This window comes from Bacillus sp. FSL R5-0709 (assembly GCF_038004785.1).
Taxonomy (GTDB): domain Bacteria; phylum Bacillota; class Bacilli; order Bacillales; family Bacillaceae_G; genus Bacillus_A; species Bacillus_A mycoides.
Genome location: NZ_JBBORT010000001.1, coordinates 2,287,606 through 2,311,685 on the forward strand (window position 1 = coordinate 2,287,606; position 24,080 = coordinate 2,311,685).

Genomic DNA, 24,080 nt, shown 5'->3' on the forward strand with positions numbered 1-24,080 from the left:
CATAGTACTATCACCTCCAATTAAATATATAAATATTATATGTATGTACTCTATTAATTGTTACGATAAAAAATCTCCTCGATATTTTCCGAGGAGATAAATGGTGGTTCTATTAAAATGATACTAATTAATACCCCCAGTAAAGAGGGAAGTAATAAGAATCTTGGTAATATAGATTTTGTTGTTGAGTAGGGGGCTGAGTTGACTGATTCATCATGTCGCGGTTTTGATTACAGTTCGCCGGGGGACCAATTACCGTAGTTGATTGAATTGGGGATACTGCTTGTTTCCATTGTTGTTCATTGAGGCAATAAGTATGAGCCATCATATTAGCGGGAGTTAATCTTAAAATATCAGAACCAAAAATAACTTCTGGGGTTGGGGCATCGAATATAGCTAATAAATGAGTATTATCTGCTGAAGCAATTTCATAATGCCACCACGCTTGTGGAATGTTGGCAACTTGCCCTGGCTTTATCGGTAAGTTTAATATTTGATTCGTAAATGGATTAAGTAAAGAAACAACAGCAGATCCTGAAATACAGTAAACGAGTTCAGCTGCATTTTGATGGATATGTGGTTCTACAACATTACCTGTACTTAAATATATATCTAATAAAGAAGTGTTTTCTAATGTGTTTAATTGTTTAATGCCAAGTACGTTTATATAATTTTTGGCATCTTTCTTAAAAAAATTACTTTTATTTAAATCATGGGTGAAATTGGTTGAGGGGGAAGTGTAGTCGATATTAGAAGTCAATTGTATTACCCGCCTTTCCTATGTTTTAATGCAATCTGAAATTAGGGTATGAGTCTAGTTATTGAAATGTGAAAGTGAGGATGGTTTTAGTTCGTTAAATAATAAAGTTGCAAGTACATATGCAGTATGATTGAATTTCGATGAAATAGTATAAAATAAGTTTGGTTGCGAGAAAAAGCTCCTTTAATTACAATTAATGTAATTAAAGGAGCTTTTTTATTAGTTAATAAAAAGGGAGTGTGGGAAATGAATAATCTAATTATAAAAGAGTTAGAAGTTGAATTGAAAAATCACTTTAAACCATTTTTGAATGCACCTGCAACAATAGAAGAAATTCAATATGTCGAAAGCGAAATGGGAATTTCGTTTCCAGATGAATTACGTATGCTTTATCTCACGCATAACGGTGAAGTTAAATCGGGACCAGGATTGTTTTTTGGTTTGCCATTTCTCTCTTTAGATGAAGTTTTGAATGAGTGGAGAGTATGGAAAAGAATTGAAGAAGAGGAGTTTTTAAATTTTGATGCATTTTCAATACCAGCAAAATGTATTAAGGAAACATATGTGAATTACAAATGGATACCTATTAGTAAGGATTATGGCGGTAACAATATAGGAATAGATGTTGATCCGGATGAAAAGGGGGAAATGGGACAAGTTATTAATTTTGGACGAGATGAAGAAGTAAAATATGTAATGGCAAATAGAATTTCAGATTTTTTACTATTTATTTTACAAACGCTAAAAGATAAAAATTTCACCATTCACCAAGAGGAAGACTATTTATATTGGAGTTATGGTGCTAACAACAATATACATTTTTTAGACGCATTATTTAATATTGAATTACCTGTTTTACATCCTCAATTTATATTTCAGTCTGAAAATAATGTTAAAGATTGGTACGATAGTTTAGATGGAGAATGGAAAAACATTGTGGGTTCTTCTGAACGTGCGGATAAATTTATTAGAGAGAAGAGACTATATTTAGGTGGAAAGGGATTAGTAGATATTAGTCCATTACATATATGTACGGAAGTAAGGGAACTAATTTTATCTGGGAATGAAATTAAAGATTTAACAGGATTAGAACGAATGAATTCTTTAAAGAAGTTATATTTAGTTAATAATCCGGTGCAAGATTTAACGCCAATCATACATTTACAGCACTTACAAGAAATGAATATAAAGAATACGAGGATAAATAATCTATCGGCACTTGTAGAAATATCATCATTAAAAAAATTAGATTTTTCACAGACTAATATTCAAGATTTTTCGTTACTATCGCAGTTTCAAAAGTTAGAATCGCTTACTGTACATATTTCAAATCGCGAGCAGCTCTATGCAATTTCAAAAGTAGATACTTTAAAGCATTTGTATATTTTAGGTTTAGAGAATGTTAGTGGATTGGATTTACTTGTTTTACAAAATTTAAATGACTTAATAACAATTGAATTTGAAAATAGTACCATTGATAATTTAAATTGCTTTCAACATAATACGTCAATTCAAAATATAAAGTTGAAAGATACAAAGGTAAAGGATGGATCGGCATTAGGTAGAATGAGAGGACTAAAGGAATTAGAATTAGATGGAGCAACAATTGAAAATATTGAAATGGTTTGTTGTTCTAAGTCATTAGAAACATTTACAGGCTCGTTTGAACAATTTCATATGTTAAAAGACTCATTTGATAGAAAAATAGATTTTTCAAAAATAATAGGAGAAATGAGTGAAGAAGAAAGTGAAGTTTGGTACCAGCATTTAAGTGATTAGAAAATAATATTATTATGTAAACAAGATTGTTTGTAGAAGTTGTCACTGTTACTATTTTGAAAATGTTCACCAACACTTTCTGGAATATAAATTAGTTTTAAGCCACTGTTTGACAGTTGATTCTGCAATGGAGTGGTTAGGAGAAATAAATTATGTGTAACTGAATGTCACATCCCTCCTAATTCGTTCGTCTTGTATGTAGAACGATAAGGAGGGATTTTATTATGAAAAAGTTTGATGTAGCAATTGTTGGCGGGGGGCTTGCAGGGTTAACAGCATCTATATATTTAGCGAAAGAAGGAAGGAAAGTTGTTGTATTAGAAAAATCAAGCCGTTTTGGTGGCAGAGCGATGACAATAAATAAAAATGGCATATATATGAACCTTGGAGCACACGCTTTATACCGCGGAGGAGAAGCGTTCTTAACATTTAACGAGCTTGGTATGAATCTTACGGGAGGAATGCCGTCCACGAAAGCACACGGAATATGGAAAGATGACGTATATACTATCCCAACGGATTTTCGCTCCATTTTATCAACGCCGTTACTTTCATGGTCAGCTAAAATACAATTTTCTCGCCTTATGATTCATTTAGGGAAATTGGATATAAATATGATTCCAAAAATGAGTCTTTCTGTATGGGCAGAAAAAGAAATACAGGATCCTATGGTACGAAATATGTTTTATGCGTTATGCCGAACAACGACATACACATATGCTCCTACAATGCAATTAGCATCATCAGTACTAAAGCAAATTCAGCTTTCTATGAAAAAAGGAGTATTTTATGTAGATGGTGGCTGGGAGACGATAATAACAAAATTAAGAGATATAGCGAATAATGTTGGGGTGCAATTTCAGGCTAGTAAGCATGTATTGGAAGTAGAAAATTGTGAAGGTGTACAAAAAATTCGTTGTTCGGATGATGAAGTATTTGAAGTTGATGCAGTCGTCGTGACGATTCCACCTAAAGAAGCTTGTAAAATAATAAAAGGTGCAGAAGGAACAAGTTTGCAAAAATGGAGTGAACAATCAATACAAGTGACTGTGGCAGCGTTAGATATTGGTTTGAAACGATTACCGAATCCATTGCATCATTTTGCATTGGGGTTAGACCAACCCATATTTTTTACGAATCAATCAAGAGCAGCTAAATTAAGTGAAGATGGAGCACTTGTAGTGAGTTTAATTAAGTACCATAATCCTATGCTTGAGATAAATCATTTTCATGATGATCAAGAACAGTTAGAAAATACGATGGAATTGCTACATCCTAATTGGAAAAGAGAAGTTGTTGCAAAGCAATATTTACCGAAAATAACGGTAGTACATGATTTTCCTCATGTTGACCGTGTTGAAAAACCGGGCCCTAATATACCTGAAATGCCAGGTGTTTACGTTGCAGGAGATTGGGCTGGGCATGATGAAATATTAGCTGATGCTGCGGTAGCAAGCGGGAAACGTGCAGCGTTACACATTTTAAAGCAATTAGAAAGTGAGGCAGTTCATCATGGAAACGGAGCAATTATATGAAGCGTATCAACCATTATTATTTTCATTAGCATATAGAATCCTTGGGAGTGTTATGGACGCTGAAGATATCGTTCATGACGTATTTATCGCGGTAAATAATATAGAGGATGTTCAATCTATAGAAAATATGAAAGCATATTTGTGTAAAATGGCGACAAATCGTTCAATTGATACATTACGTTCGGCAGCGCATAAACGTAATGTATATGTAGGGATGTGGTTACCAGAGCCATTTGTGGAAGAGTCTGATGAGCCAGCAGAGTCATTTGTAATGAAAGAATCAATTTCTACGGCATATTTATTACTTTTACAACAATTGTCTGAGGTAGAAAGGGTTGTTTTCATATTAAGAGAGGTTTTCAGTTATGACTACGAGGAAATAGCTTCAATTGTTGATAAAAGTAGTGTGAATTGCCGGAAGATCTTTCAACGCGCACGAAAAAGTATTTTAGATAAGCCGAAGCAATCAACATTAAGTACGAAGAAAATGGCTGCCTATGTGGAAAAGTTTGTATCATCATTACAGCGTGGGGATACGCAAGGCATGTTAGAGGTATTAAAAACAGATGCGATATTTAAAGCAGATGGTGGTGGTAAAGTTACAACTGCAATTAATCCGATTTATTCTGCAGATAAAATTATACGTTTGTTCTTTGGAATTGCAAAACGATTGCCAGAAAAGTATAGTGTTGATTTCAAAATAGTAAATGGTGCACCAGGCGTTATAGTTACAATAAATAATAAAGTGACGTATGTACTTTCATTCATATTTGAGGATGAGAAAATTTCAAACATTTATATGATGGTTAATCCTGAAAAACTTATGCACTTAAATGTAACAGTATAAAAAAAGACGCATTTCTTTAGAAGTGCGTCTTTTTTTTATTTTTCTAACATTTCAAGAGGTACATCTTTTTCGCCGGCTACCTCGAATTTAATTTCCCCGTCTTCTTCATAAATGCGTTTAATAATCGGTATAGTTATCATTAGTTTTTTATGCTGTTTACGTCTTCTAGCAGCATCTAAGTTAATCACGTTCATGTGTAAGCATCCTTTCTTACAGAAATATATAAACAAAAGAAAATGCGTCCGAAAAGGGCGCTTAGTTGAATTAGAAATACCGATTCATTTAAATGGGGTTTAGATTATCTTATAATTGAAAACTGATTGTAAAATAATGTGAATTAAATAATTGCACGTAGAAATTAACTTTACCAAAAAACGAAACAATATGCTATAAAAAATTTTAATTCTTTGTCGTATAACAGGAAAAAGGTGTGCATTTCGCATATAATGAAAAGTAGACGGGCATCATGTACTTTTTCATCATATTGCTTGGAAAGGCGATGGAGAAAATGAATACTCTAGATTCATTATTATTGCAACTTGAACAATATGGAGAAGAGCATGATCGACATAAAGAAAAAAGAGAAGAAAAATTAAGAAATATTTCTCGTGAAATGGGGCAGTTTTTATCAGTATTAGTAAAGGGGTGCAATGCAAAAAAAATTTTAGAAATTGGAACTTCAAATGGCTATTCTACATTGTGGCTAGCAAATGCGGTAGAAGAAACAAATGGAAATGTTATAACTGTAGAACTTTCTTCAGAACGGGTTGGAGAGGCACTTGGAAATTTTGAAAGGGCAAATCTTACACAGAGAATCGGTATTCATAATCAAGAGGCTGGGGCATTTTTAGATTCGCAAGTAGATCGTTCATTTGATTTTATTTTCCTAGATTCAGAGCGCACGCAATACATGTGGTGGTGGGAACATATAAAACGTATTTTAGAGCCAAAAGGTTTTCTTGTAATTGATAATGCAACTTCTCATGCGGGGGAATTAGCTGGATTTATAAAGATGATTGAAGAAGACGTTACGTTTGAAACCGTGTTATTAGCTTTTCAAAAGGGAGCATTTGTTGCGCGGAAGAATAATTAGAAGTGGACCTAATATAATTATCACATTGAAAGATAGTATATGTCAAAAGATAGAGCATTGTATGAATTTAAGAAGGTAACTAAATGGAATTTCAAATTAATAGTCAGTGGTGATAAGTAAGGTAAGCTGTGAAGAATCCGTCTTCAGCATGTTGTTCTCTAGGTCTTAAGTCTGAGGAAAATAATGACGAGAACAGGTATACTTATACTATGAAACAGGGAATGACTGCATAAGCAGGTATTTCTTGAAAAATCGATTTCAAGCAAGCAAAAATGTATATGAAATACGATATATTAGATGAAATATAGTGCACATAAATTCGCACATATAAATAAAGGAGCGATTTTGTTGACTGAACTCGAGAAAAAAGAACCTGTATCGATTGTGAAAGATAATAATGTAGAAGTAGTAGTGGATACAGTAATAAAAGATGCAGAGCTTGAAGAACTAAATAAAGAAGCAGATCTTTATGTACAAAAGTTAAATAGCGAGCAAAATACAGATTTATCAAAAGTATTGTCGCAGCTAGGAGACTTAGGGGATAAAGAGCAGCAAGCGGCAGGACAAACGCTATCAGCTTTAAAACGTCCTGTGACAGCGATGATGAATGGAAAGAATGAAGAAATTCCAAATACATTGTTAGAATTACGAAAAGTGGTATCAGAACTTGATCCAAACTCATTAAAAGCAACTGGTATGAAGAAACTTATGTTTAAAGTGTTTAAGAAAAATCCGCTTGAAAATTACGTGCATAAATATCAATCTATAGATAAGCAAATCGAGGAGATTATAAGATCACTTCTCATTGGCCGTGATAACTTGCAAGAGGATACGGTTGGTCTTGAAATGTTAAAAGAGCAATCACACGATAAAATTCACGCTCTTGATAAACAAGTATACTTAGGAAGAAAACTTGCTGGTATGCTTGAAGCTGAGAAACAAAATCCAGAACGTCAAAGGGATATTCCGTTAATAAATGATGCATTAGAAAAGATACTTGTGCGTACTCGTAATATGCAACAAGCGAAAAGTGTATTATTACAATCTATCGCATCTGTAGACATCATTAAGAAAAATAATGAAAAGCTATCAGAGGCAATTCGTAATGCAATTACGATGACGCAAAACGTTATAACGGTTTCAGCTGCAATTCAGCTCGCATTAACAAATCAACGTAAAACAATTGATGCTGTTAATGCGACAAATGAAGCGATTGAATCAATGGTATTAAGCAATTCACAAGCATTAAAACAAAATACAGAAGAAACAACAAAACTCCTTGAAAATCCTGCAATTAGCATGGATAAATTACGTGAATCATTCCAAAATGTATTTGCCGCTATTGAAGCATCTGAGAAATCGTCAGAACGTATTATTGAGTCTAGTAAGAAATTTGTAATTGAACTTGACACATTTAATGATGAGATGAAGCAGAAACTCATTCAGCGTCCAAGGAAATAACAGATTATTTGAGGAGGTGAAAAAATGAGTTTCATTCAAGGAGTATTATTACTATTAGGGTCATTACTTTTAATCGCATTTACTGTCGTTGTTTTAGTTGTATACTTCGGACGTAAACTTTATTTTTCATGGACGAAACCATATAAGAGAGCGCAAGATTCTATTGAAAAATTATCGAACAAATCAACACCGTTTTTACAAGAATTTACGCAGCACCCACTCTTTTATCGCTGGATTCGTACAGAAGGGAAAAAAGAACAAAATACATTAAATACACTTTTCTGTTCATCGGGCCAACGTACGAGAGAGCAAGTTTTCTCAATGTTACCGAAAGAAAAGCAGAAAAAAGTGCATGTGATGGCAAAAACAACGAAAAAGCTTACGAATGAAGATATTGATATTGCAACAATGAAAGTGAAAGATTTCTTGAGACAAGAATCACAGCAAACTGTTAAACCGACAGACTTATCGTTTTATAAATTGTATTTCTATGATCGATATCCAGATGCATTAAATACAATTCAAGCATATAAACGCTCGATTAATCCTTCACTACAAAGAACGGTTGATGACATTACAATTTCAGTATTAAATGCACTTCCGTACTATCAAGAACAACGCATGTTTGAACAACAACATAAACTTGAAACGTTCTTAATGAAAGATTTAACAGCGATGTTATCATTAGTGGTACAATTACCACCATCACAACGTCCTGAAAAAGAAGAAGAACTAAAAATATACTTGCAAAATTTCCAAAAGGAAATGGAAGTAGTAGAGCGTGATATTCGTGACTCCATTGATCATGATTTGAATGTGAAGATGAGAGCAGCGACAGAGAAGTTTAAGAACAAATAGAAAAAACCGCCTTAAAAGTTGAATGTTTCGGCTTTAAGGCGGTTTTTTTAATATAAGGGATTCTATTATTATTTTGCTTTAATAGTTGCTTTACTAGAAGAAATACTCTCATTATGAAGTCGATCTAAAGCTGTCACCACATACGTATAAGTCTCCTCAGATAAAGCTGTTTTATCCACAAAAATTTCTGCCCATTGTGTCTTCCTTACAGTAGTAAGTAAATTGGTTCTGGTGCAAAAATAGAATAAAAGATAATAAAGTGCATAAATTCCTAACGGAATCGTATTTTATGCTGCAAGTCCAAACAATTGATGGATGAATTCTTTCTGATTTTGAATAGACTGGTCCCGTAAATCAACCTGTTCTTTTTTTATCATATGCATGGCTTCTACTCCCGAAAGAATAGATGTAGCTGTTTCAAAATATTTTAACCCTAGCATAGAACGAACTCGCTTCTTTATAAAGCGATGATCTTGTTCTACTATGTTATTCAAGTACTTTTGTTGTCTAAGTTGCATACCATCAGGTATGCTTTTTTCTTTTTTCAACTGTTCAATTGCTATAGGATAAGCCGGGTTCTTATCGACTGTTATAACACGTGGTTTTGAAACATGAAAAGACCGCAAAGCTTTCTTGAAAAAGCGCTTTGCAGCCTTCTGGTCTCTTGTTTTGTTTAGGGAAAAATCAATTGTGTTTCCTTTCGAATCAACAGCACGGTACAAATACATCCATTGACCTTTTACTTTGATATATGTTTCATCGACTCTCCAAGAGTCATTTGTTTGTTTAAGGTGACGACGGATTCGTTTGTCCAATTCCGGACCATACTGATGAACCCAACGCATAATCGTTGTATGAGAAATGGATAAACCCCGTTCTTCTAGCATTTCCACCAAATCACGAAAACTAAGGTTGTACCGTAGGTACCATCTTACCGTTAACAAAATAATATCAGGCTAATGCTTCCATTTGAATACATTTTCCTTTTCCATACCAATCACACACCCTTTCTAAAGTAATAGTAACAGTATGTCCAAGATTTATAGATTCATTGCAATTGTCCTTAAGTTTTTGCACCAGAATCGCCACCTCAGTTGTATCAACTAAGTCAGGTGCATACTTGCTTGCAGCCAATTTAACTTTACCCCATACCGAAAAACAAAGGGTATTGGTATACTTTCCTGTTTAAAATATTGTTCGTATAGGAAGTGAATAAGCTTCCTATACGAACCACATTACATATTAATAATTTAGAGGGTTTTAAAAATAAAGAGGTGGTTTTTAAATGTATAATGAGTCAATATATTATCCTTATATAAATTATGATCAATACTTCGATCGTCAATTCTCTGGTCCTCAGATTCCAGGTATACCTGGAATGCCAGGTTTTCCGGGTGTATCAGGCTTTCCGGGTGTACCAAGTTTTCCAGGACAGCAAAGCTCACAAGCTCCAACATCTCCCCCCCCATCATTTATTCCTCAACAATCAACAGCTTCACCATTTGCTGTTGATCCAGGAGCAATTTCATTATGTTTATTTCGAAATACTTATATATGGCTTAGTAATGGTGAACAATTTTGGTATTTCCCAATTTTTGTAGGACCAAGGTCTGTTGCTGGTTTCAGATGGAACGGTAGGTTTTGGGTTATTTTTGGAATTGATACGAGAAGGATTATTTCATTTACATGTTTTTAAAAATTATAGAGTAACGATAGAGGTTTAATTATATAAACAAAAGAGGTATTTGAATGAAAAAATTTCAATCATTTGATGGTACAATAACTATGATTAACGATTTTGTAACAGGGTCAAACGAAGATATAGGATGTAATAAATTAATGTCCGTAGATAATGGTTATGGGAATCTAATAAATTTTGTAGTGAAACCAAATACGTATTTTATCGACTATGCAACGGTAGTAGTAGGAGATAAAGTAACTGGGTTTTACGATGCCAACGCTCCTGCTCCTCTTATTTTCCCACCACAATTTCAAGCGACTGTTATGGCAAAATATACACCGCATCAAAATGTAAAAGTAGACTATTTTAATGAACAGTTGGAGAGTAGTGATGGAAAATTAAAATTAAATATTTCTCCTTCTACTCAAATTTTATTAACAAATGGTCAATTCTTTACAGGTAATCTTGTAAATCGAAATTTAATAGCTATTTATAGTTTTACAACAATGAGTATACCAGCTCAAACTACACCATATAAAATCATTGTTTTGTGTCAAAAGTGATTTCTATTCTAAAGGGTCTCTCGGTTTATCAAACTACACTCCATTGTAGAATCAAAAATTTTAGCCATCTTATTGACCAGGATCATAGGCATGTCAAGAGACGTTTTGCTAAATCGGTAGGATTTCAAAATCTTCGTCATGCTTCACGTACGATAAAAGGTATCGAGACCATTCATGCCCTATATAAACAACGGCGAAGTCTTCAAAGAGACTCCGCCTTTTCAACGTACAATAGACTTCAACAATTATTAGCTAATTCTTAAACCTTGATCCTTATTTACCATCGGATTGAACAAGATTGTTTCCCCTAAGTTGATGGACATGTATGGTGATCCTACATCCATGAACTTAAGAAAAGTAAATACCTCAAAACAAAAAACACACTCGTTCTGATTAGGAACGAGTGTGTTTAGATTATCTGAAAGGTACAAACTTCCATGAGCTAGGTTTTTGTGTTTTTCCCCCTAGTACAATCCAACTTTTCTCTGCATTTATATTCTTATAATTTAATGGATAGTCATCTGTAAAAATATTATATTCTGTAGGTTTATCCGGGTTAATTTGTATTTTAAAGTCAGCTAAACTATCAGACTTTTGAGCAAGGTGAATCCAACTAGAATAATTAGACCAATTTAAATATTGAAATTGATCGTAATTTGAGTGCTTCATGCGAAGATATATACTTTCCCCGTGGTGTAGCTTTGCATCATTTTCTTTGTAGAATTCAAATTCTATAGGTGTACCAGATAAAGCATTGTCCTTATTATTTGCAAGTAAAACATAATCGTAACGATTTGCTACATACCATTCAAATGTTAGACCTTGATAAGGAGATTCACTTGGTACGATATAATAGTTTTTCCCTGCTTCTATGACATTTCCTTCTATATCATAGATTAATGCGGTCTCTATACTTGGAGCTTTCACATTTTCAGTAAAAGTTTTAAACCAAAGATTTAAGAAACCTGCTGTATTGCGCTGAGCTTCTCCTAAGCTTCGCTGCACAGCTGGGGTAACCATTTCTTGCCACAATTGCGCCTTACCACTATTATAATACTTAAATGTTTTATCATTAGTAATATTTTGGATTTCAGGTTTAGCTACTCGGGCTGCATAATCAATCCATTCTTCAGGTGTGGATAGAGAGTCGTTATAATTCCCTCCAGTATTGACTGCAAATTGATTTTGAATGGTTGTAACATAATTTTCAAAGTAGCTATGATATTTTATAGCTCTCGTATCAATTGCGGTAAAATTTGCTGCATGCATAGGTTGGGTAGCATCTGTAAAGTAGTGCGTGGCTACTCCTAAGTAATAGAAAGCTTTTTCATAGTCTTTATTTCGTAAATGTTCTCCAGATTCATAAAAGTATTTCTTGCCTTGTGTAAGAGCCGTTGGATTTGTTTCTCCTCTATAATTTTCTTTAGTATCAGGATCATAAAAATGAGATTTCCATCCGCCTTTAAAAACACCGCCTATTCCTGTTCCGCCATCGTTAAACTCTGCATTATAATCTGCATCATATAATCCTTTAGAAAACAGATCTTTATATTGCGGATAATTTAAAAAGTCCACAGCCTGCTTATTCGCTTCAACATTAGATTCTGTTTTCATAATTTCAATAGCTTGTTTTGCAATCCATAAATGTGTACTTTTATCAGAATGATACGGAGCTTCTGCAGACCATCGAGCGGTAATAGGATCATTGTCAGTTAAATCAATTTGATCGAGATGAGCATAACTACTTTGAGGAGCTACTCCTAAAATAGTTAAAGTCATTCCAGCTATACATAGTGTTGATGTGATTTTTTTCATTTTTTATTCCTTTCTAAATATGAAGATATAAGTATTATAAATACATCAATATCATGAAGATAGAGGAACCTAATATGTAATATTGCATATTATTAAATCTATATGAGTATATATAACATGAAAATCACTATAACGAACATGCAGGTTTCCTTTTTTATTTGTTATTTTTATCAGTAAAGTAGACTACATATCAACTTCAGATACTTGTTTTATGATACAAGTAATCAAACAAAAGGAGGGCCATACAAACATAATTACACTATTATTAACAGGGCACTCTTTTAAGTACAGGAGATTATTAGCAGGTGGAGAAAATGTTGAAGATGTACAGACAGATAAACATATTCCATATGAAAAAAATGAATTGCAGCAAACTCTAGAAAAGTACGATTCGAAGGAGTTTGAGTTATAAAAAGAAAATAGATAAATTGACAAGAGAAAATCACTTTGTGTATATCACAGGTGTTTTTTATTTTCATTTTGATATAGGGCTTGAATTAAATTCCCATGTTTTTTTGCAGCCATTCAATAATGAATATGTACATATTCATTATTGAAATTAGTAATAATAAAATGTATTATTGAAAAGCACTATTTATAATTCAAGTAATCAAGGCTATGTATCCGTAATAATTTGAACATTCAGAAATTATAATATTATCATAAAAATGAGGTGAGGTTAATAGAAACAGTACATATTAAATGGTATGGAATGTATAGTTTAAATGATTTTTATAATAGAGAAGAAGCTTTTAAGAAGGGAATATTTGCAATCTCTAGAGTATATGCTAAGAATGAAACATTGATCTATATAGGAAAAACCAAAAGAAGCTTTATACAAAAGATAAGGGAACTTAATAAAGATTGGATTTTTGATGAAAGCGAATTAAAGATTACATTAGGAATAATAGAGTCTCCTAGTGGTGAAAGTTACTCTGAAAAAAAGGTAAAAGAGATAAAATCCCTTTTGATTTTACGACATACCCCAGTAGAAAACAACACATCTTTATTGTACCATAGAGGGCAGTTTAATTTGAAAATTATAAATAAGGGAAGAAGGGGCTTAATTGTTAAAAAGATTTCTACAGGAGATCTAATGTGGACGTAATTGGAATCACCTTTGAATAAAATTGAAGGTTTCTTACGAACAGATGCTTATCAATTTTTAATGTATTAAAATATTTTTGAATAACATATGTCAGATGCTTGAAACAACACAAATTTTATTATGATATGAAATCTTGTATGGGAATTGTAATTCATTTCCATTGTTTAATGAAAATATTAAGAATTATAAGGATAATGCATAAAGATTAGAAGAGAAAATAAACTCGGAGGTTTAAAAAATGGGACAAGGAAGCAGGTTTCAAGAAAAACAACAAAATCGTCGTAAAAAGGTGATTTTTAATATTGCATTTACTTTGGTATTAGTGACAGTTGGTATAGTGACATACCAGTTGTTTTCCCCTTCTGATACATCAAAGAAAGCAATTGCTCAAGAAAAGAAAGCAACAAAGATAGAAGAGAAGAAACATAAAGAGAAAGAAGCAGCGCAGTTAGAAGAGAAGAAACGTGAAGAGAAAGAAGCAGCGCAGTTAGAAGAGAAGGAACGTGAGGAGAGAGAAGCAGCACTGTTAGAAGAGAAGAAACGTGAAGAGAGAGAAGCAGCACTGTTAGAAGAGAAACAAAAAGCAGAAAAATCGGTAAAAACGAGCGAAAATGAAAATAAAGAGGGAGAAAAAACGGCATCTCAAGAAAAGGGTTCTCAAACTAATTCTTCTTGGAAGGCAATTGGTACAGAGCAAGGAGCAAAACCTGCAATGCAATTTAAAGAAGGAACAGTAGATTGGAATGAGATGAAAAAAGCAATTTCTTATGCTGTTGATGTTCCAGAGGGTCAATTGATTTTTGATTTTATTGGAAATAATGGTGAAAATAAAGCCTACGGTAATGTACGAGATAAGCAAAGTAATAAAAAATATAAGGTTGATATTGATTGGGTAGAGAATCAGGGCTGGAAACCAGTATCTGTTCAAGTAGTAAAATAAACTTGGTTCTATATGATGTTTGAATTATTTGACACTCCCACCCCTAAAGGGGCAAGCTGACTAACATCAGTGGTGTTATTGCTACCAAAGGAGAAGTCCATTTCTGGTATCGCTGACGTGCAAGGTTGCGGTGTGTCATCACCACTCTCACGACAGACCGTATAGGTTCGGGAGCTACGGTACTATCACCATACCGTACAGGTTCGTGTTCAGATGTTTAGCGTCTTGTTCTTGACGACACATATCATTTTACCGGTAGCATGAATTCGGCGTCATCTCAAACAAATGAATAACTTATGGAGAGTGGACGAAACATACATAAAAATAAAAGGACAATGGATGTATTTATATCGTGCCGTTGATTCTGAAGGAAACACGATTGACTTTTATTTGAGTAAATCTAGAAATCATAAGGCTGCAAAGCGCTTTTTCAAGAAAGCTTTGCAGTCTTTTCATGTTTCAAAGCCTCGTGTTATAACAGTCGATAAGAATCCTGCTTATCCAATTGCTATCGAACAGTTGAAAAAAGAAAAAAGCATACCTGATGGTATGCAACTTAGACAACAAAAGTACTTGAATAACATAGTAGAACAAGATCATCGCTATATAAAAAAGCGAATCCGTTCTATGTTGGGATTTAAATCATACAAAACATCAGCCGCTATATTGAGTGGTGTTGAAGCCATGCATATGCTCAAAAAAGAACAAATTGATTTGCAGGACCAGTCTGTCCAAAATCGGAATATTTTTATGAGCCGGCTGTTTGGATTAACTGCTTAACAGGTGATTCCGTTAGGAATCCTTGATTCTTTTTTACTTATCATTTTTCACACCAGAACCATACATTCTATCAATAAGAGAAATATGTAATTATGCATATCTTTTTTTATTATTTCGGTAGTATCAAAACTTAATATATAATTAAAAGGTTTTTTAATGAATTGATAAGGAGATGCGAGTATGAAGAAAATCATAGGACTTATAGTATCATTATTTTTATTATTTTCTACTTATGTACCAACGTTTACAGAAGCAGCCGAAGCTTAAAATAAAGTAGGCTGGGTGAGGAAAATAGAGAGCCTGCTCGTAATGAGTAGACCTTTTTTTATAAAGTTTCTTTATGGGAAATCTTTTATATATTCATTATAGATCATATTCACAATGCCAGTCCTTGATACGTCTGTAAAAACGTATCAAAAAGTGTACTTTTTAATTAAGTAAATGTCCCTTTTTCGGGGAGATGAGCAAAAACACCTAATTTAAAAATTTTTACAACAGAAACAGATAACATGATAAAGTATTGATTACTGTGCATGTAATTATAATAAAAGAGCCTTCCCAAATGGTGCATTTAATAGTTTAGCTTATACGATTTTAGGAAATTAATAGCATATTATACCACTATTATTTACCTAATTTCCAAGAAATAGAGGTGATTGTAGGTGACTAAACCTTTTGAAAAAAATAGTCGTTATATGGTTGGATTAGACAGTCTAAGGGGCCTAGCTATACTAGGTGTTATTTTGTATCATATTAATTTTAATTGGATGCCTGGAGGATTTTTAGGGGTTACTGTATTTTTTGTACTCTCGGGTTATTTAATTACAGATATTCTAGCGATGGAGTGGAAGAGAAATAAGAGAATTGATTTGAAGAAATTCTGGCTTAGTAGGGCAAGGAGATTGCTTCCAGCAATGTTTGTTATGCTCGTTATAACGTTGGCCTGGATTACGATTTTTCATAGCTCTTTACTTGAGAAAATGCGTGGAGATTCATTAGCGGCGTTATTTTATGTTAGTAACTGGTGGTATATTTATCATAAATTATCGTACTTTGATAATTTTAACCAGCTTTCTCCATTGAATCATTTTTGGTCGTTAGCAGTTGAGGAACAGTTCTATGTTGTCTGGCCATTTATCATTAGTTTAGGGCTTTACCACATAAAAAAACAATCCCGTATGATTTTATTGATTTGTCTGGGAGCTGTTGCTTCAGCTTTAGCGATGGCAATTTTGTATGAACCTGGAGCTGATCCGAGTAGAATTTATTATGGCACAGATACGAGGGCCTTTTCTTTACTTATTGGAGCGGCACTTGCCTTAATTTGGCCAAGCAATAGGCTTGCAAATAAAATTATTCCAAAGGCGCGTCTCATTCTTGATGTAGTGGGAGGAACTGCTCTTATTATTATTTTGCTTATGTTTTGGAAGACGAATCAATATGATCCGTTTCTATACAATGGAGGAATGGTTCTCTTATCAATTGCAACAGCATTGTTAGTGGCAAATCTTGCTCATCCAGCGAGCCGTATCGCTCAATTTTTACGATTTAGACCTTTACGTTGGATAGGAATAAGGTCGTATGGCATATATCTTTGGCATTATCCAATTCTTACATTGACGACTCCAAAAGTAAATGCTGGAGATTTTTCACTAATAAGAGCAATTCTTCAATTTATTCTAATTATAATGATTGCGCAAATTTCATGGAAGTATATTGAAAAACCAATCCGACAAGGTGCGCTCCGAAATATTCAGTTTAAGAATTTAAGGCTTCAAAATGTCGCTTTAAGTGTTAAGTTAGCTTTAATTTGTGCAGTATTCGTTTCGTCAATAGCCGTTTTTGGGTTATCAAAAGGTAGTAAGGCTAAGGAGAATCCTCAACTAGATAAGGTGGAAGCAGTACAAACACAACCAGCGAAACATCCAGTTGCAATTCGGGAAAATCCAGCTCAAGAGACGCCCAAAAATCAAGAAGAATCAAAAGAAGTAAATTCTGTGCAACCTAAAAGTTCTCCCAACGTTACAGCGATAGGCGATTCCGTTATGATTGATATTGCTCCATATTTAAAAAATGCTTTTCCTGATATTAGGATTGATGCACAAATTGGTCGCCAGCTGTCAAAAGCGATTCCTGTAGTTGAACAGTTAAAGAATGAAGGAAATTTAGGAAACTATGTCATTATTGGGTTAGGTACAAATGGAGCCTTTACTACGGAGCAACTTGTATCATTAATAGAATTAATTGGAAATGAACGTAAAATGATATTTATTAATACGAGGGTACCACGTCCGTGGGAATCAATCGTGAATGAGAGATTGAAAGTGACAGCATCTAAATATCCGAATGTAACTCTAGTCGATTGGTATGCAGCAAGTGCTGGAAAGAGAGACTACTTTGCACCTGATGGTGTGCATTTAACCAATGTAGGTGCAGAAGCATACGCAGCACTTGTAGTCAAAGCTGTGAATCAATAATTTGATATGCTTTATAAACTTCTGTTGCAAAGTTAATTGAAATATAAAAGATTTATGGTTGAGGAAGACAAATTTTTTGCAGTCATCAATAATGAATGGTTTCGATGCCTGTTACTAAACGTGAGTCAAGACGAAGGCTTTGAAATCCTATGGATTAGGAAAAGTGTCTTTCGCTATACATGTCGATGGTCATGTTCTGTGAAATTATTAATAGGAAGAAAGAATGTAGCTTCCTAACTTTAAAAATAAGCCCAAGGAATTAATTAATTCTTTGGGCTTATTTTTGAACCAGAATTGGGTATTGTTAGAGAGTAAGAGAGAAGGCGAAAGGAGGTTAGTAGATTAATTTCTTACACCTTTTTATCTCATGTATAGCTCGGGGTAAATGGTGAATTAGAAATATTTATAGAGAAAAAGTTAGAGAAACGAGATCAATTACGTAGTAATATTTTTCAATTATTTGATTTGGTGCTACAGTATGTATCACCACGAAATGTATAAATCTCGTGTATGTCAATAAGAACAGAATAAAGAATGTGTAAAAAAGTACCCATACAATTATTATATGTATCACAATTGTATGGGTACTTTTTTACTTATTACATAATAGGGACAAAAGTAAATGCATCGGATAATTATCATAATGAGAGTGTACAGATGTATCAAATGAAACCTCTATTCTCATTTTTGTAAACGCTATTATAAGCTTTGTTGGAGTAGTTTTTTGGGTAAATGATATTGTAATGAATAAGTGGGTTGCTGTAGTGGATGTTTTCACTTTCCCATTCTGTCATATCAATTTCTAATAAGGCAAGAGGTAGACAAACGTTTTATAAAAAAGTTCTGTATAGTGTTAGCAGGTGCGAATGTGGTGTGGTTCTTATGGTCACCAGCTTCAAATGATAAATACTTTGTTCATATAAAAAAGATAAACTACTATCTACTAAATATGTAATACAGGAGACGTCTAATCATGATACACCTATTTATGCCCGTGAAGCGATTGTTACGGAATATACTTTTTACAGATTGAAAAGTCTTAGCGAAAATGATTTTGGCATTGTCTTAAAGATTCTTCATTTGCTCCACCTTCAAAGTTAGGATTGTGAAATTAAATTTCGTCATCTTCCCAAAAACAAATGTCACAAATTCCATATGTACCTGGTGGTTTTTCATCTAATATTTTATATCTATAGCATGAACATGTATATTTCTTGTTCTTACCTCACTCTTTATTGCTTTGTATTCGCTGTTTAAACTCTTTCGGTAAACAATTATTTTCTTTTTTAAACAACTTATAAAACTGTGACATGTTTGCAATTCCAACTTCGCATCCGACATCTGTAATACTAAGGTCACTTGTTATTAATAAACTTTCAGCTTGTTTGATACGCTTATAATTCACATAATCTAAAAAGGAAATACCCATAATTCTTTTAAAGTATTTTATGAAATAATGATAGCTTAAATTTATTAATGCACATGCTTTGGTTACGGTTATCTTTTCTCCTAAATGATCTTCTACATAATCAAGTACAGGTTTTAAACGAGCGAAGTCGTCTTGTTCACTATAAGTTAATATGTTATGTGTGTCGTTTCTTACTAGTAATAAAAGTAATTTCTTAATGGCAGCACTAATTGCGATTTCATATCCGTTCGTTCTCATTTTTGATTCTGTAAAGATTTCTATAATAAGAGCATAAGCCTCATGTTTCACAACTTCATTTTGTTCAAAAATATAGTTTAACTCATTTAAGGATTTTGTTTGTTCTGAAAAGCAATGTAAATATTGTATAATGCTTCGGTCAAAGTGTTGTTTTAAATTTACTTGAAACACAATGTAGTGTAACGAACCTGCAGAAGGTTTATGTGACCGATGCAACTCAGATTTCCCTAAAATAAAAACATCTCCAGGGCCAAGAACAATATACTTATCCTTATTTTGTATACCTAAATATCCTTCTATAATTGCTAGAAACTCAATCTCTTCATGATAATGCCAAGGGGCACTCTTAATTTGATCACAATAAGAAGTTTCCATAACAATGTCCCATACCTTTAAAAATAGTAATGGATTTTGATAAATAACCTTTTCTTCAATTGCTTTAGCAAGCTTATTACAAATTCCTTCCGTCATAGACGTTTACACCTCCTTATTAGCAATATAACACCTTTATTAAAATGCGATAAGTAAGTTTCCTTATTTCTTATAGAAAAAGGCAACTTTTGATAAAAACATAACGATATATAGCATATTTTTTCAGTGAAAAAATTTCTATAATAATTTCAAATCGAGCAAAAGGAGGATATGATAGTGAATATTTTAAAAGTAGGTGTTATTGGCTGTGGAAGCATCGCGCAGTATCGTCATTTACCAGAATATGAAGCAAACCCATATGTACAGGTTGTAGCTGTTTGTGACAGTAATAAAAAACGCGCAAAGGAAATTGCCAATAAGTATGGTGTAAATATGTACACTGACTATAATGAGCTTATCAATTGTGAAGAGTTAGATGCAGTTAGTGTCTGTACACCAAATAATTTACATGCATCAATTTCTATCGCTGTTTTACAATCAGGTATCCATGTACTATGTGAAAAGCCAATGGCGACGTCAAAAAAAGATGCAGAAATGATGATTGAAGCTGCTGAAAAAAGTGGTAAAAAGTTAATGATTGGTCATAACCAGCGTTTTGTTGCTTCTCACCAAAAGGCAAAACAATTGATTGAAAATGGAGAAATCGGAAAAATATATAGCTTCCGTACAGCATTTGGTCATAGTGGTCCTGAAAATTGGAGTGTAGATGGAAAAGAGAGCTGGTTCTTTAAAAAAGATGAAGCGTTTCTTGGTGCAATGGGTGATTTAGGTGTACATAAGGCGGATTTAATTCGGTATATTCTTAATGAAGAAATGACAGAAGTTGGTGCCTTTATTGAGACGAGTGCAAAAACATTTTCGAATGTAGATGATTGTGCAGCATGTATGTTGAAAACCGAAAGTGGCATTATCGGATCACTTGCAGCAAGTTGGTCTTACGTTAGCAAAGAAGATAATTCAACAATTATTTACGGTGAAAAGGCCACTCTTCGCTTAGAAGATGATCCAACTTACTCACTCATTCTTCAATATAAAAATGGTGAAGTTGTAAAATATGAGCTTGATAAAATTCAATCGAATGCTGCAGTTGGTCAAAGTAATTCACATGTAATTGAGCAGTTTGTAGAGTCTATCCTTTCTGATAAAGAGCCGTTAATTAATGGTGTAGAAGGAATGAAATCGTTAGAAGTCATTTTAGCAGCCATACAATCAAGTGAAACAAAACAAATTGTTACAATTCCATTATGAGAAAAGGTGAAGACATGAAGAAACTACGCATTGGAATAATAGGGGCCGGAGGAATTGCACAAGGTCGCCATATCCCTGCATTTGTAAAGTTACATGAATATTGTACGATTACGGCTATACATGATAGAAACATAGAACACGCAAAACAAATCGCTGAAACATATAACATTCCTTATGTATTTGAAACGTATGAAGAAGTCTTTAAAGAAGTTGATGCTGTTTGTATTTGTACACCTAATAAGTTTCATGCTGAGATTTCTATCGCAGCATTACAAGCAGGGAAACATGTATTATGCGAAAAACCGATGGCTTTAACAGCGGCAGAATGCGAAAAAATGATAGAATCTGCAAAAAACAACGGTAAAAAACTTGCTATCGCTTATCATTATCGTTACATGAAAGAGTCGCAAGTTGCAAAACAAGTGATGATAGGTGAGATTGGCACACCTCTTGTTGTTCGTGTTAAAGCACTCCGTCGCCGAAAAGTACCAGGCTGGGGCGTTTTCACAAATAAAGAATTACAAGGCGGAGGAAGTTTAATAGATTACGGTTGTCATCTTCTTGATTTAGCACTTTGGTTAATTGGAAATCCAAAACAAACAGAAGTCATTGGTAGTGTCTATAATGCCGTTAGTAAGCTACCAAATCAAGTAAACATGTGGGGAAAATATGATTATAAAACATTTCAAGTTGATGATCATGTTACCGCATATATAAAGTTTGAAAATGGAGCATCATTGTTATTTGAAACTTCTTGGGCAGCAAATATTAAAAATGATGAAGAACATGTGAGTATTTCCGGAGTAAACGGTGGAATAAATGTTTTTCCAATTGAATTATATACAATAAAACATAATATGATATTAAATAGTGAACCGGTTTGGATAAAAAATAACGGTGATCCTGGAATTTTGCAAGCAGAAAACTTTATAAAAGCTTGCTTATACGATGAAGAATTAATTGTAAAGCCTGAGGAATCGCTACAAGTATCGCAAATTATTGATGCAATTTACGAAAGTAGTAACACACATGAAGAAAGGACGGGAAGATAAATGAAATTAGGAGTATTTACAACACTTTTCTCTCACATGGAATTTGAAGAAATGCTAGATTATGTACAAGCAGCTGGTTTGCATGCAGTAGAAATTGGTACAGGTTGTTATCCTGGAGGTTCGCACTGTAACTTAGATATATTATTAGAAAGTGAACAAGCCAGAAGCGTATATATAGAACATGTACAAAAAAGAGACTTAATTATTAGCGCTTTTAGTTGTCACGGAAATCCATTATCCCCAGATACTGCTTTTGCAACAGAATCTCATCAAACATTGTTAAAAACCATTCAAATAGCTTCACTACTAGACGTACCTGTTGTGAATTGTTTTTCAGGCGTAGCAGGTGACCATGAAGGCGCAAAATACCCGAATTGGCCTGTTGCACCATGGCCAAATGAATACAATGATATTTTAAAATGGCAATGGGAAGAAAAGCTCATTCCTTATTGGAAACAAGTTGGTGAATTTGCAAAAGAACATGGTGTAAAAATTGGTTTAGAACTTCACGGTGGTTTCTTAGTACATACGCCATATACATTACTAAAACTACGTGAAGAAACATGCAATGCGATAGGTGCTAACTTAGACCCTAGTCATTTATGGTGGCAAGGAATTGACCCTGTCGCTGCTATTAAGTTATTAATGAAAGAAAATGCAATTTATCACTTTCATGCAAAAGACACTTACATCGATCAAGAGAATGTAAATATGTATGGTTTAACAGACATGCAGCCCTACGATAAAGTGGAAACAAGAGCTTGGACATTCCGTTCTGTTGGTTGTGGCCATAGCTTAGAAGAATGGTCGCAAATGATGAGTGCACTTCGTACATATGGATATGATTATGTTGTAAGTATCGAACACGAAGATCCACTCATGTCTGTTCAAGAAGGATTTAAACGTGCCACAAAAAATCTTCAATCTATTTTAATTGAAGAAAATCCTACACAGATGTGGTGGGTGTAACTTCGTTTGAAAAAGAAATGAGTAACATTTTTTTCAGAGAAGCCATTCGTAAAAGAATATTAGCTTCTCTTTTTTTAGAAACTCGGAATGTTATGTTGAAATAAACTGATAGATGGTGAAAGTAAACTAAAGTTTCCCTACAGTTAGAAGATCCACATTTACATCGAGAACATGAAGAAGATAAATTATCGATTTTAGATATTTCGGCTACATTAGATATAGGAACAAAGGTAAATGTAGAAATACAGCTGAATAACAATCATGATATGATTAAACGCAGTTTGTATTATTGGGGAAGGTTGTACACTTCTCAATTGCAAAAGGGCATGCCATATAGTTCACTTCATAAAACGATTACAATTAACCTGTTAAACTTTGCGATGTTTCCTGAATATGAAGCATTTCATACAACAGGCATCCTTTGGAATCAGGAACAACAAAAGCTATTAAGTGATGATATAGAAGTTCATATAGTAGAGATTCCAAAGTTGATGCAGCAATGGTGCGAAGAGAAAGTCAATCCGTGGGAAGATTCGTTTGTTCGTTGGTTATTATTATTACCTGCGAATGAAGATGAACATCTCACACAAACATTGGAGGATATTGCCATGAACCGAGATCCGATTTTACAAAAAGCAATGAATAAATGGGAACGTATGAGTCAAGATTCTTCTTTCCGTCAAGCATATGAAGCAAGAGAAAAGGCCTTAATGGATGAGGCGGCAAAATTTGCTCATGCAGAACAACAAGGAATTAAAAAGGGAATTGAACAAGGGGTTGAGCAAGGAAAGATGCAACTCATTCGAGGCATGCATAAAAATGGTGTGTCTGTAGAAGACATTGCAAAGCTTACAGGATTACCAGAAATAGAAATACAGCGATTTTTGCAGAGCTAGTTCTTAGAGAAAGTATTTTACCCAATAAAATGCTTTCTCTAACTCTGCCTGAAAAGAAGATGAGATGTCTCAATCTTCTTTTTCTATTTTTAGGGGATACGGAAACATCACTATCAAGCT

The 24,080-nt window shown here is 33.7% G+C and carries 21 protein-coding genes and 4 pseudogenes; 18 read left to right on the forward strand and 7 right to left on the reverse strand.

Annotated features, from left to right (window positions below; genetic code table 11):
* Positions 1-127: 127 nt before the first annotated feature.
* Entirely contained in the window at positions 128-760 is a 633-nt protein-coding gene (locus tag MKX37_RS11710) for a cupin domain-containing protein (RefSeq protein WP_002127373.1), read from the reverse strand.
* Positions 761-1,006: 246 nt separating this feature from the next.
* On the opposite strand from MKX37_RS11710, the gene MKX37_RS11715 reads away from it, so the two are divergent.
* The 3 genes from MKX37_RS11715 (at position 1,007) to MKX37_RS11725 (ending at position 4,921) form a co-directional block, all read left to right on the forward strand.
* The gene (locus tag MKX37_RS11715; RefSeq protein WP_016120195.1) at positions 1,007-2,539 is read left to right on the forward strand and encodes an SMI1/KNR4 family protein; all 1,533 of its coding nucleotides are present in this window, start codon (positions 1,007-1,009) and stop codon (positions 2,537-2,539) included.
* 224 nt (positions 2,540-2,763) lie between these two features.
* Positions 2,764-4,074: a phytoene desaturase family protein gene (locus MKX37_RS11720; protein ID WP_078422504.1), complete on the forward strand. Its 1,311-nt coding sequence runs from the start codon at positions 2,764-2,766 to the stop codon at positions 4,072-4,074.
* Positions 4,052-4,921, forward strand: a complete 870-nt coding sequence (locus MKX37_RS11725) for a sigma-70 family RNA polymerase sigma factor (RefSeq protein ID WP_002127376.1) — start codon at positions 4,052-4,054, stop codon at positions 4,919-4,921. The genes MKX37_RS11720 and MKX37_RS11725 overlap by 23 nt, the downstream gene beginning before the upstream one ends.
* A 35-nt stretch (positions 4,922-4,956) precedes the next feature.
* Here MKX37_RS11725 and MKX37_RS11730 read toward each other — a convergent pair whose 3' ends face one another.
* Complete coding sequence (locus MKX37_RS11730) at positions 4,957-5,115, reverse strand: hypothetical protein (protein ID WP_002085567.1); 159 nt, start codon at positions 5,113-5,115, stop codon at positions 4,957-4,959.
* Positions 5,116-5,420: 305 nt separating this feature from the next.
* Between MKX37_RS11730 and MKX37_RS11735 the strand changes: the two genes are divergently transcribed.
* From MKX37_RS11735 to MKX37_RS11745, 3 genes are all read left to right on the forward strand, one after another.
* A complete protein-coding gene (locus MKX37_RS11735) occupies positions 5,421-6,014 on the forward strand; it encodes an O-methyltransferase (RefSeq protein ID WP_078422507.1) in 594 nt (197 codons plus the stop codon).
* A gap of 348 nt (positions 6,015-6,362) precedes the next feature.
* On the forward strand, positions 6,363-7,475 hold the full coding sequence (locus tag MKX37_RS11740) for a toxic anion resistance protein (protein WP_002085564.1): 1,113 nt from the start codon (positions 6,363-6,365) through the stop codon (positions 7,473-7,475).
* A 24-nt stretch (positions 7,476-7,499) separates the two neighbouring features.
* Positions 7,500-8,333, forward strand: a complete 834-nt coding sequence (locus MKX37_RS11745) for a DUF3974 domain-containing protein (protein WP_002085563.1) — start codon at positions 7,500-7,502, stop codon at positions 8,331-8,333.
* Between the two features lie 287 nt (positions 8,334-8,620).
* Here MKX37_RS11745 and MKX37_RS11755 read toward each other — a convergent pair whose 3' ends face one another.
* Together MKX37_RS11755 and MKX37_RS11760 are read right to left on the reverse strand one after the other, a co-directional pair.
* The gene (locus tag MKX37_RS11755; protein WP_139367934.1) at positions 8,621-9,283 is read right to left on the reverse strand and encodes an IS6 family transposase; all 663 of its coding nucleotides are present in this window, start codon (positions 9,281-9,283) and stop codon (positions 8,621-8,623) included.
* 1 nt (position 9,284) lies between these two features.
* Positions 9,285-9,467 carry a hypothetical protein gene (locus MKX37_RS11760; RefSeq protein ID WP_078422502.1) on the reverse strand — a complete coding sequence of 61 codons (183 nt, stop codon included), beginning with the start codon at positions 9,465-9,467 and terminating at the stop codon, positions 9,285-9,287.
* A gap of 151 nt (positions 9,468-9,618) precedes the next feature.
* Between MKX37_RS11760 and MKX37_RS11765 the strand changes: the two genes are divergently transcribed.
* From MKX37_RS11765 to MKX37_RS11775, 3 genes and pseudogenes are all read left to right on the forward strand, one after another.
* Positions 9,619-10,029 carry a hypothetical protein gene (locus MKX37_RS11765; RefSeq protein WP_033731049.1) on the forward strand — a complete coding sequence of 137 codons (411 nt, stop codon included), beginning with the start codon at positions 9,619-9,621 and terminating at the stop codon, positions 10,027-10,029.
* A gap of 53 nt (positions 10,030-10,082) precedes the next feature.
* Positions 10,083-10,577 (forward strand): hypothetical protein, encoded by a 495-nt coding sequence (locus MKX37_RS11770; RefSeq protein WP_002127382.1) that lies wholly within the window; start codon positions 10,083-10,085, stop codon positions 10,575-10,577.
* Positions 10,578-10,600: 23 nt separating this feature from the next.
* Positions 10,601-10,840 (forward strand): annotated as a pseudogene (locus MKX37_RS11775) (DDE-type integrase/transposase/recombinase); the annotation flags it as partial.
* A gap of 151 nt (positions 10,841-10,991) precedes the next feature.
* On the opposite strand, the gene MKX37_RS11780 reads toward MKX37_RS11775, so the two are convergent.
* Entirely contained in the window at positions 10,992-12,392 is a 1,401-nt protein-coding gene (locus MKX37_RS11780; protein ID WP_002127384.1) for a zinc dependent phospholipase C family protein, read from the reverse strand.
* Between the two features lie 211 nt (positions 12,393-12,603).
* Between MKX37_RS11780 and MKX37_RS11785 the strand changes: the two genes are divergently transcribed.
* From MKX37_RS11785 to MKX37_RS11805, 5 genes and pseudogenes are all read left to right on the forward strand, one after another.
* Complete coding sequence (locus MKX37_RS11785) at positions 12,604-12,804, forward strand: hypothetical protein (protein ID WP_033708115.1); 201 nt, start codon at positions 12,604-12,606, stop codon at positions 12,802-12,804.
* Between the two features lie 261 nt (positions 12,805-13,065).
* The gene (locus MKX37_RS11790; RefSeq protein ID WP_002127385.1) at positions 13,066-13,500 is read left to right on the forward strand and encodes a hypothetical protein; all 435 of its coding nucleotides are present in this window, start codon (positions 13,066-13,068) and stop codon (positions 13,498-13,500) included.
* 238 nt (positions 13,501-13,738) lie between these two features.
* Complete coding sequence (locus tag MKX37_RS11795) at positions 13,739-14,440, forward strand: YrrS family protein (RefSeq protein WP_002127386.1); 702 nt, start codon at positions 13,739-13,741, stop codon at positions 14,438-14,440.
* 264 nt (positions 14,441-14,704) lie between these two features.
* Positions 14,705-15,220, forward strand: a pseudogene (locus MKX37_RS11800) (IS6 family transposase); the annotation flags it as partial.
* A gap of 662 nt (positions 15,221-15,882) precedes the next feature.
* Positions 15,883-17,697 carry an acyltransferase family protein gene (locus MKX37_RS11805; protein ID WP_078203981.1) on the forward strand — a complete coding sequence of 605 codons (1,815 nt, stop codon included), beginning with the start codon at positions 15,883-15,885 and terminating at the stop codon, positions 17,695-17,697.
* Positions 17,698-18,742: 1,045 nt separating this feature from the next.
* Here the strand turns inward: MKX37_RS11805 and MKX37_RS11810 are convergent.
* Positions 18,743-18,910: pseudogene (locus tag MKX37_RS11810) on the reverse strand (CPCC family cysteine-rich protein); the annotation flags it as partial.
* 12 nt (positions 18,911-18,922) lie between these two features.
* Positions 18,923-19,834: a helix-turn-helix domain-containing protein gene (locus tag MKX37_RS11815; protein ID WP_002127390.1), complete on the reverse strand. Its 912-nt coding sequence runs from the start codon at positions 19,832-19,834 to the stop codon at positions 18,923-18,925.
* A gap of 177 nt (positions 19,835-20,011) precedes the next feature.
* Here MKX37_RS11815 and MKX37_RS11820 point away from each other — a divergent pair, with 177 nt between their 5' ends.
* From MKX37_RS11820 to MKX37_RS11835, 4 genes and pseudogenes are all read left to right on the forward strand, one after another.
* Entirely contained in the window at positions 20,012-21,043 is a 1,032-nt protein-coding gene (locus MKX37_RS11820) for a Gfo/Idh/MocA family protein (RefSeq protein WP_002127391.1), read from the forward strand.
* Positions 21,044-21,057: 14 nt separating this feature from the next.
* Entirely contained in the window at positions 21,058-22,095 is a 1,038-nt protein-coding gene (locus tag MKX37_RS11825; RefSeq protein WP_419761039.1) for a Gfo/Idh/MocA family protein, read from the forward strand.
* Positions 22,096-23,064 (forward strand): sugar phosphate isomerase/epimerase family protein, encoded by a 969-nt coding sequence (locus MKX37_RS11830; RefSeq protein WP_002127394.1) that lies wholly within the window; start codon positions 22,096-22,098, stop codon positions 23,062-23,064.
* A gap of 131 nt (positions 23,065-23,195) precedes the next feature.
* Positions 23,196-23,960, forward strand: a pseudogene (locus tag MKX37_RS11835) (Rpn family recombination-promoting nuclease/putative transposase); the annotation flags it as partial.
* Positions 23,961-24,080: the final 120 nt, after the last annotated feature.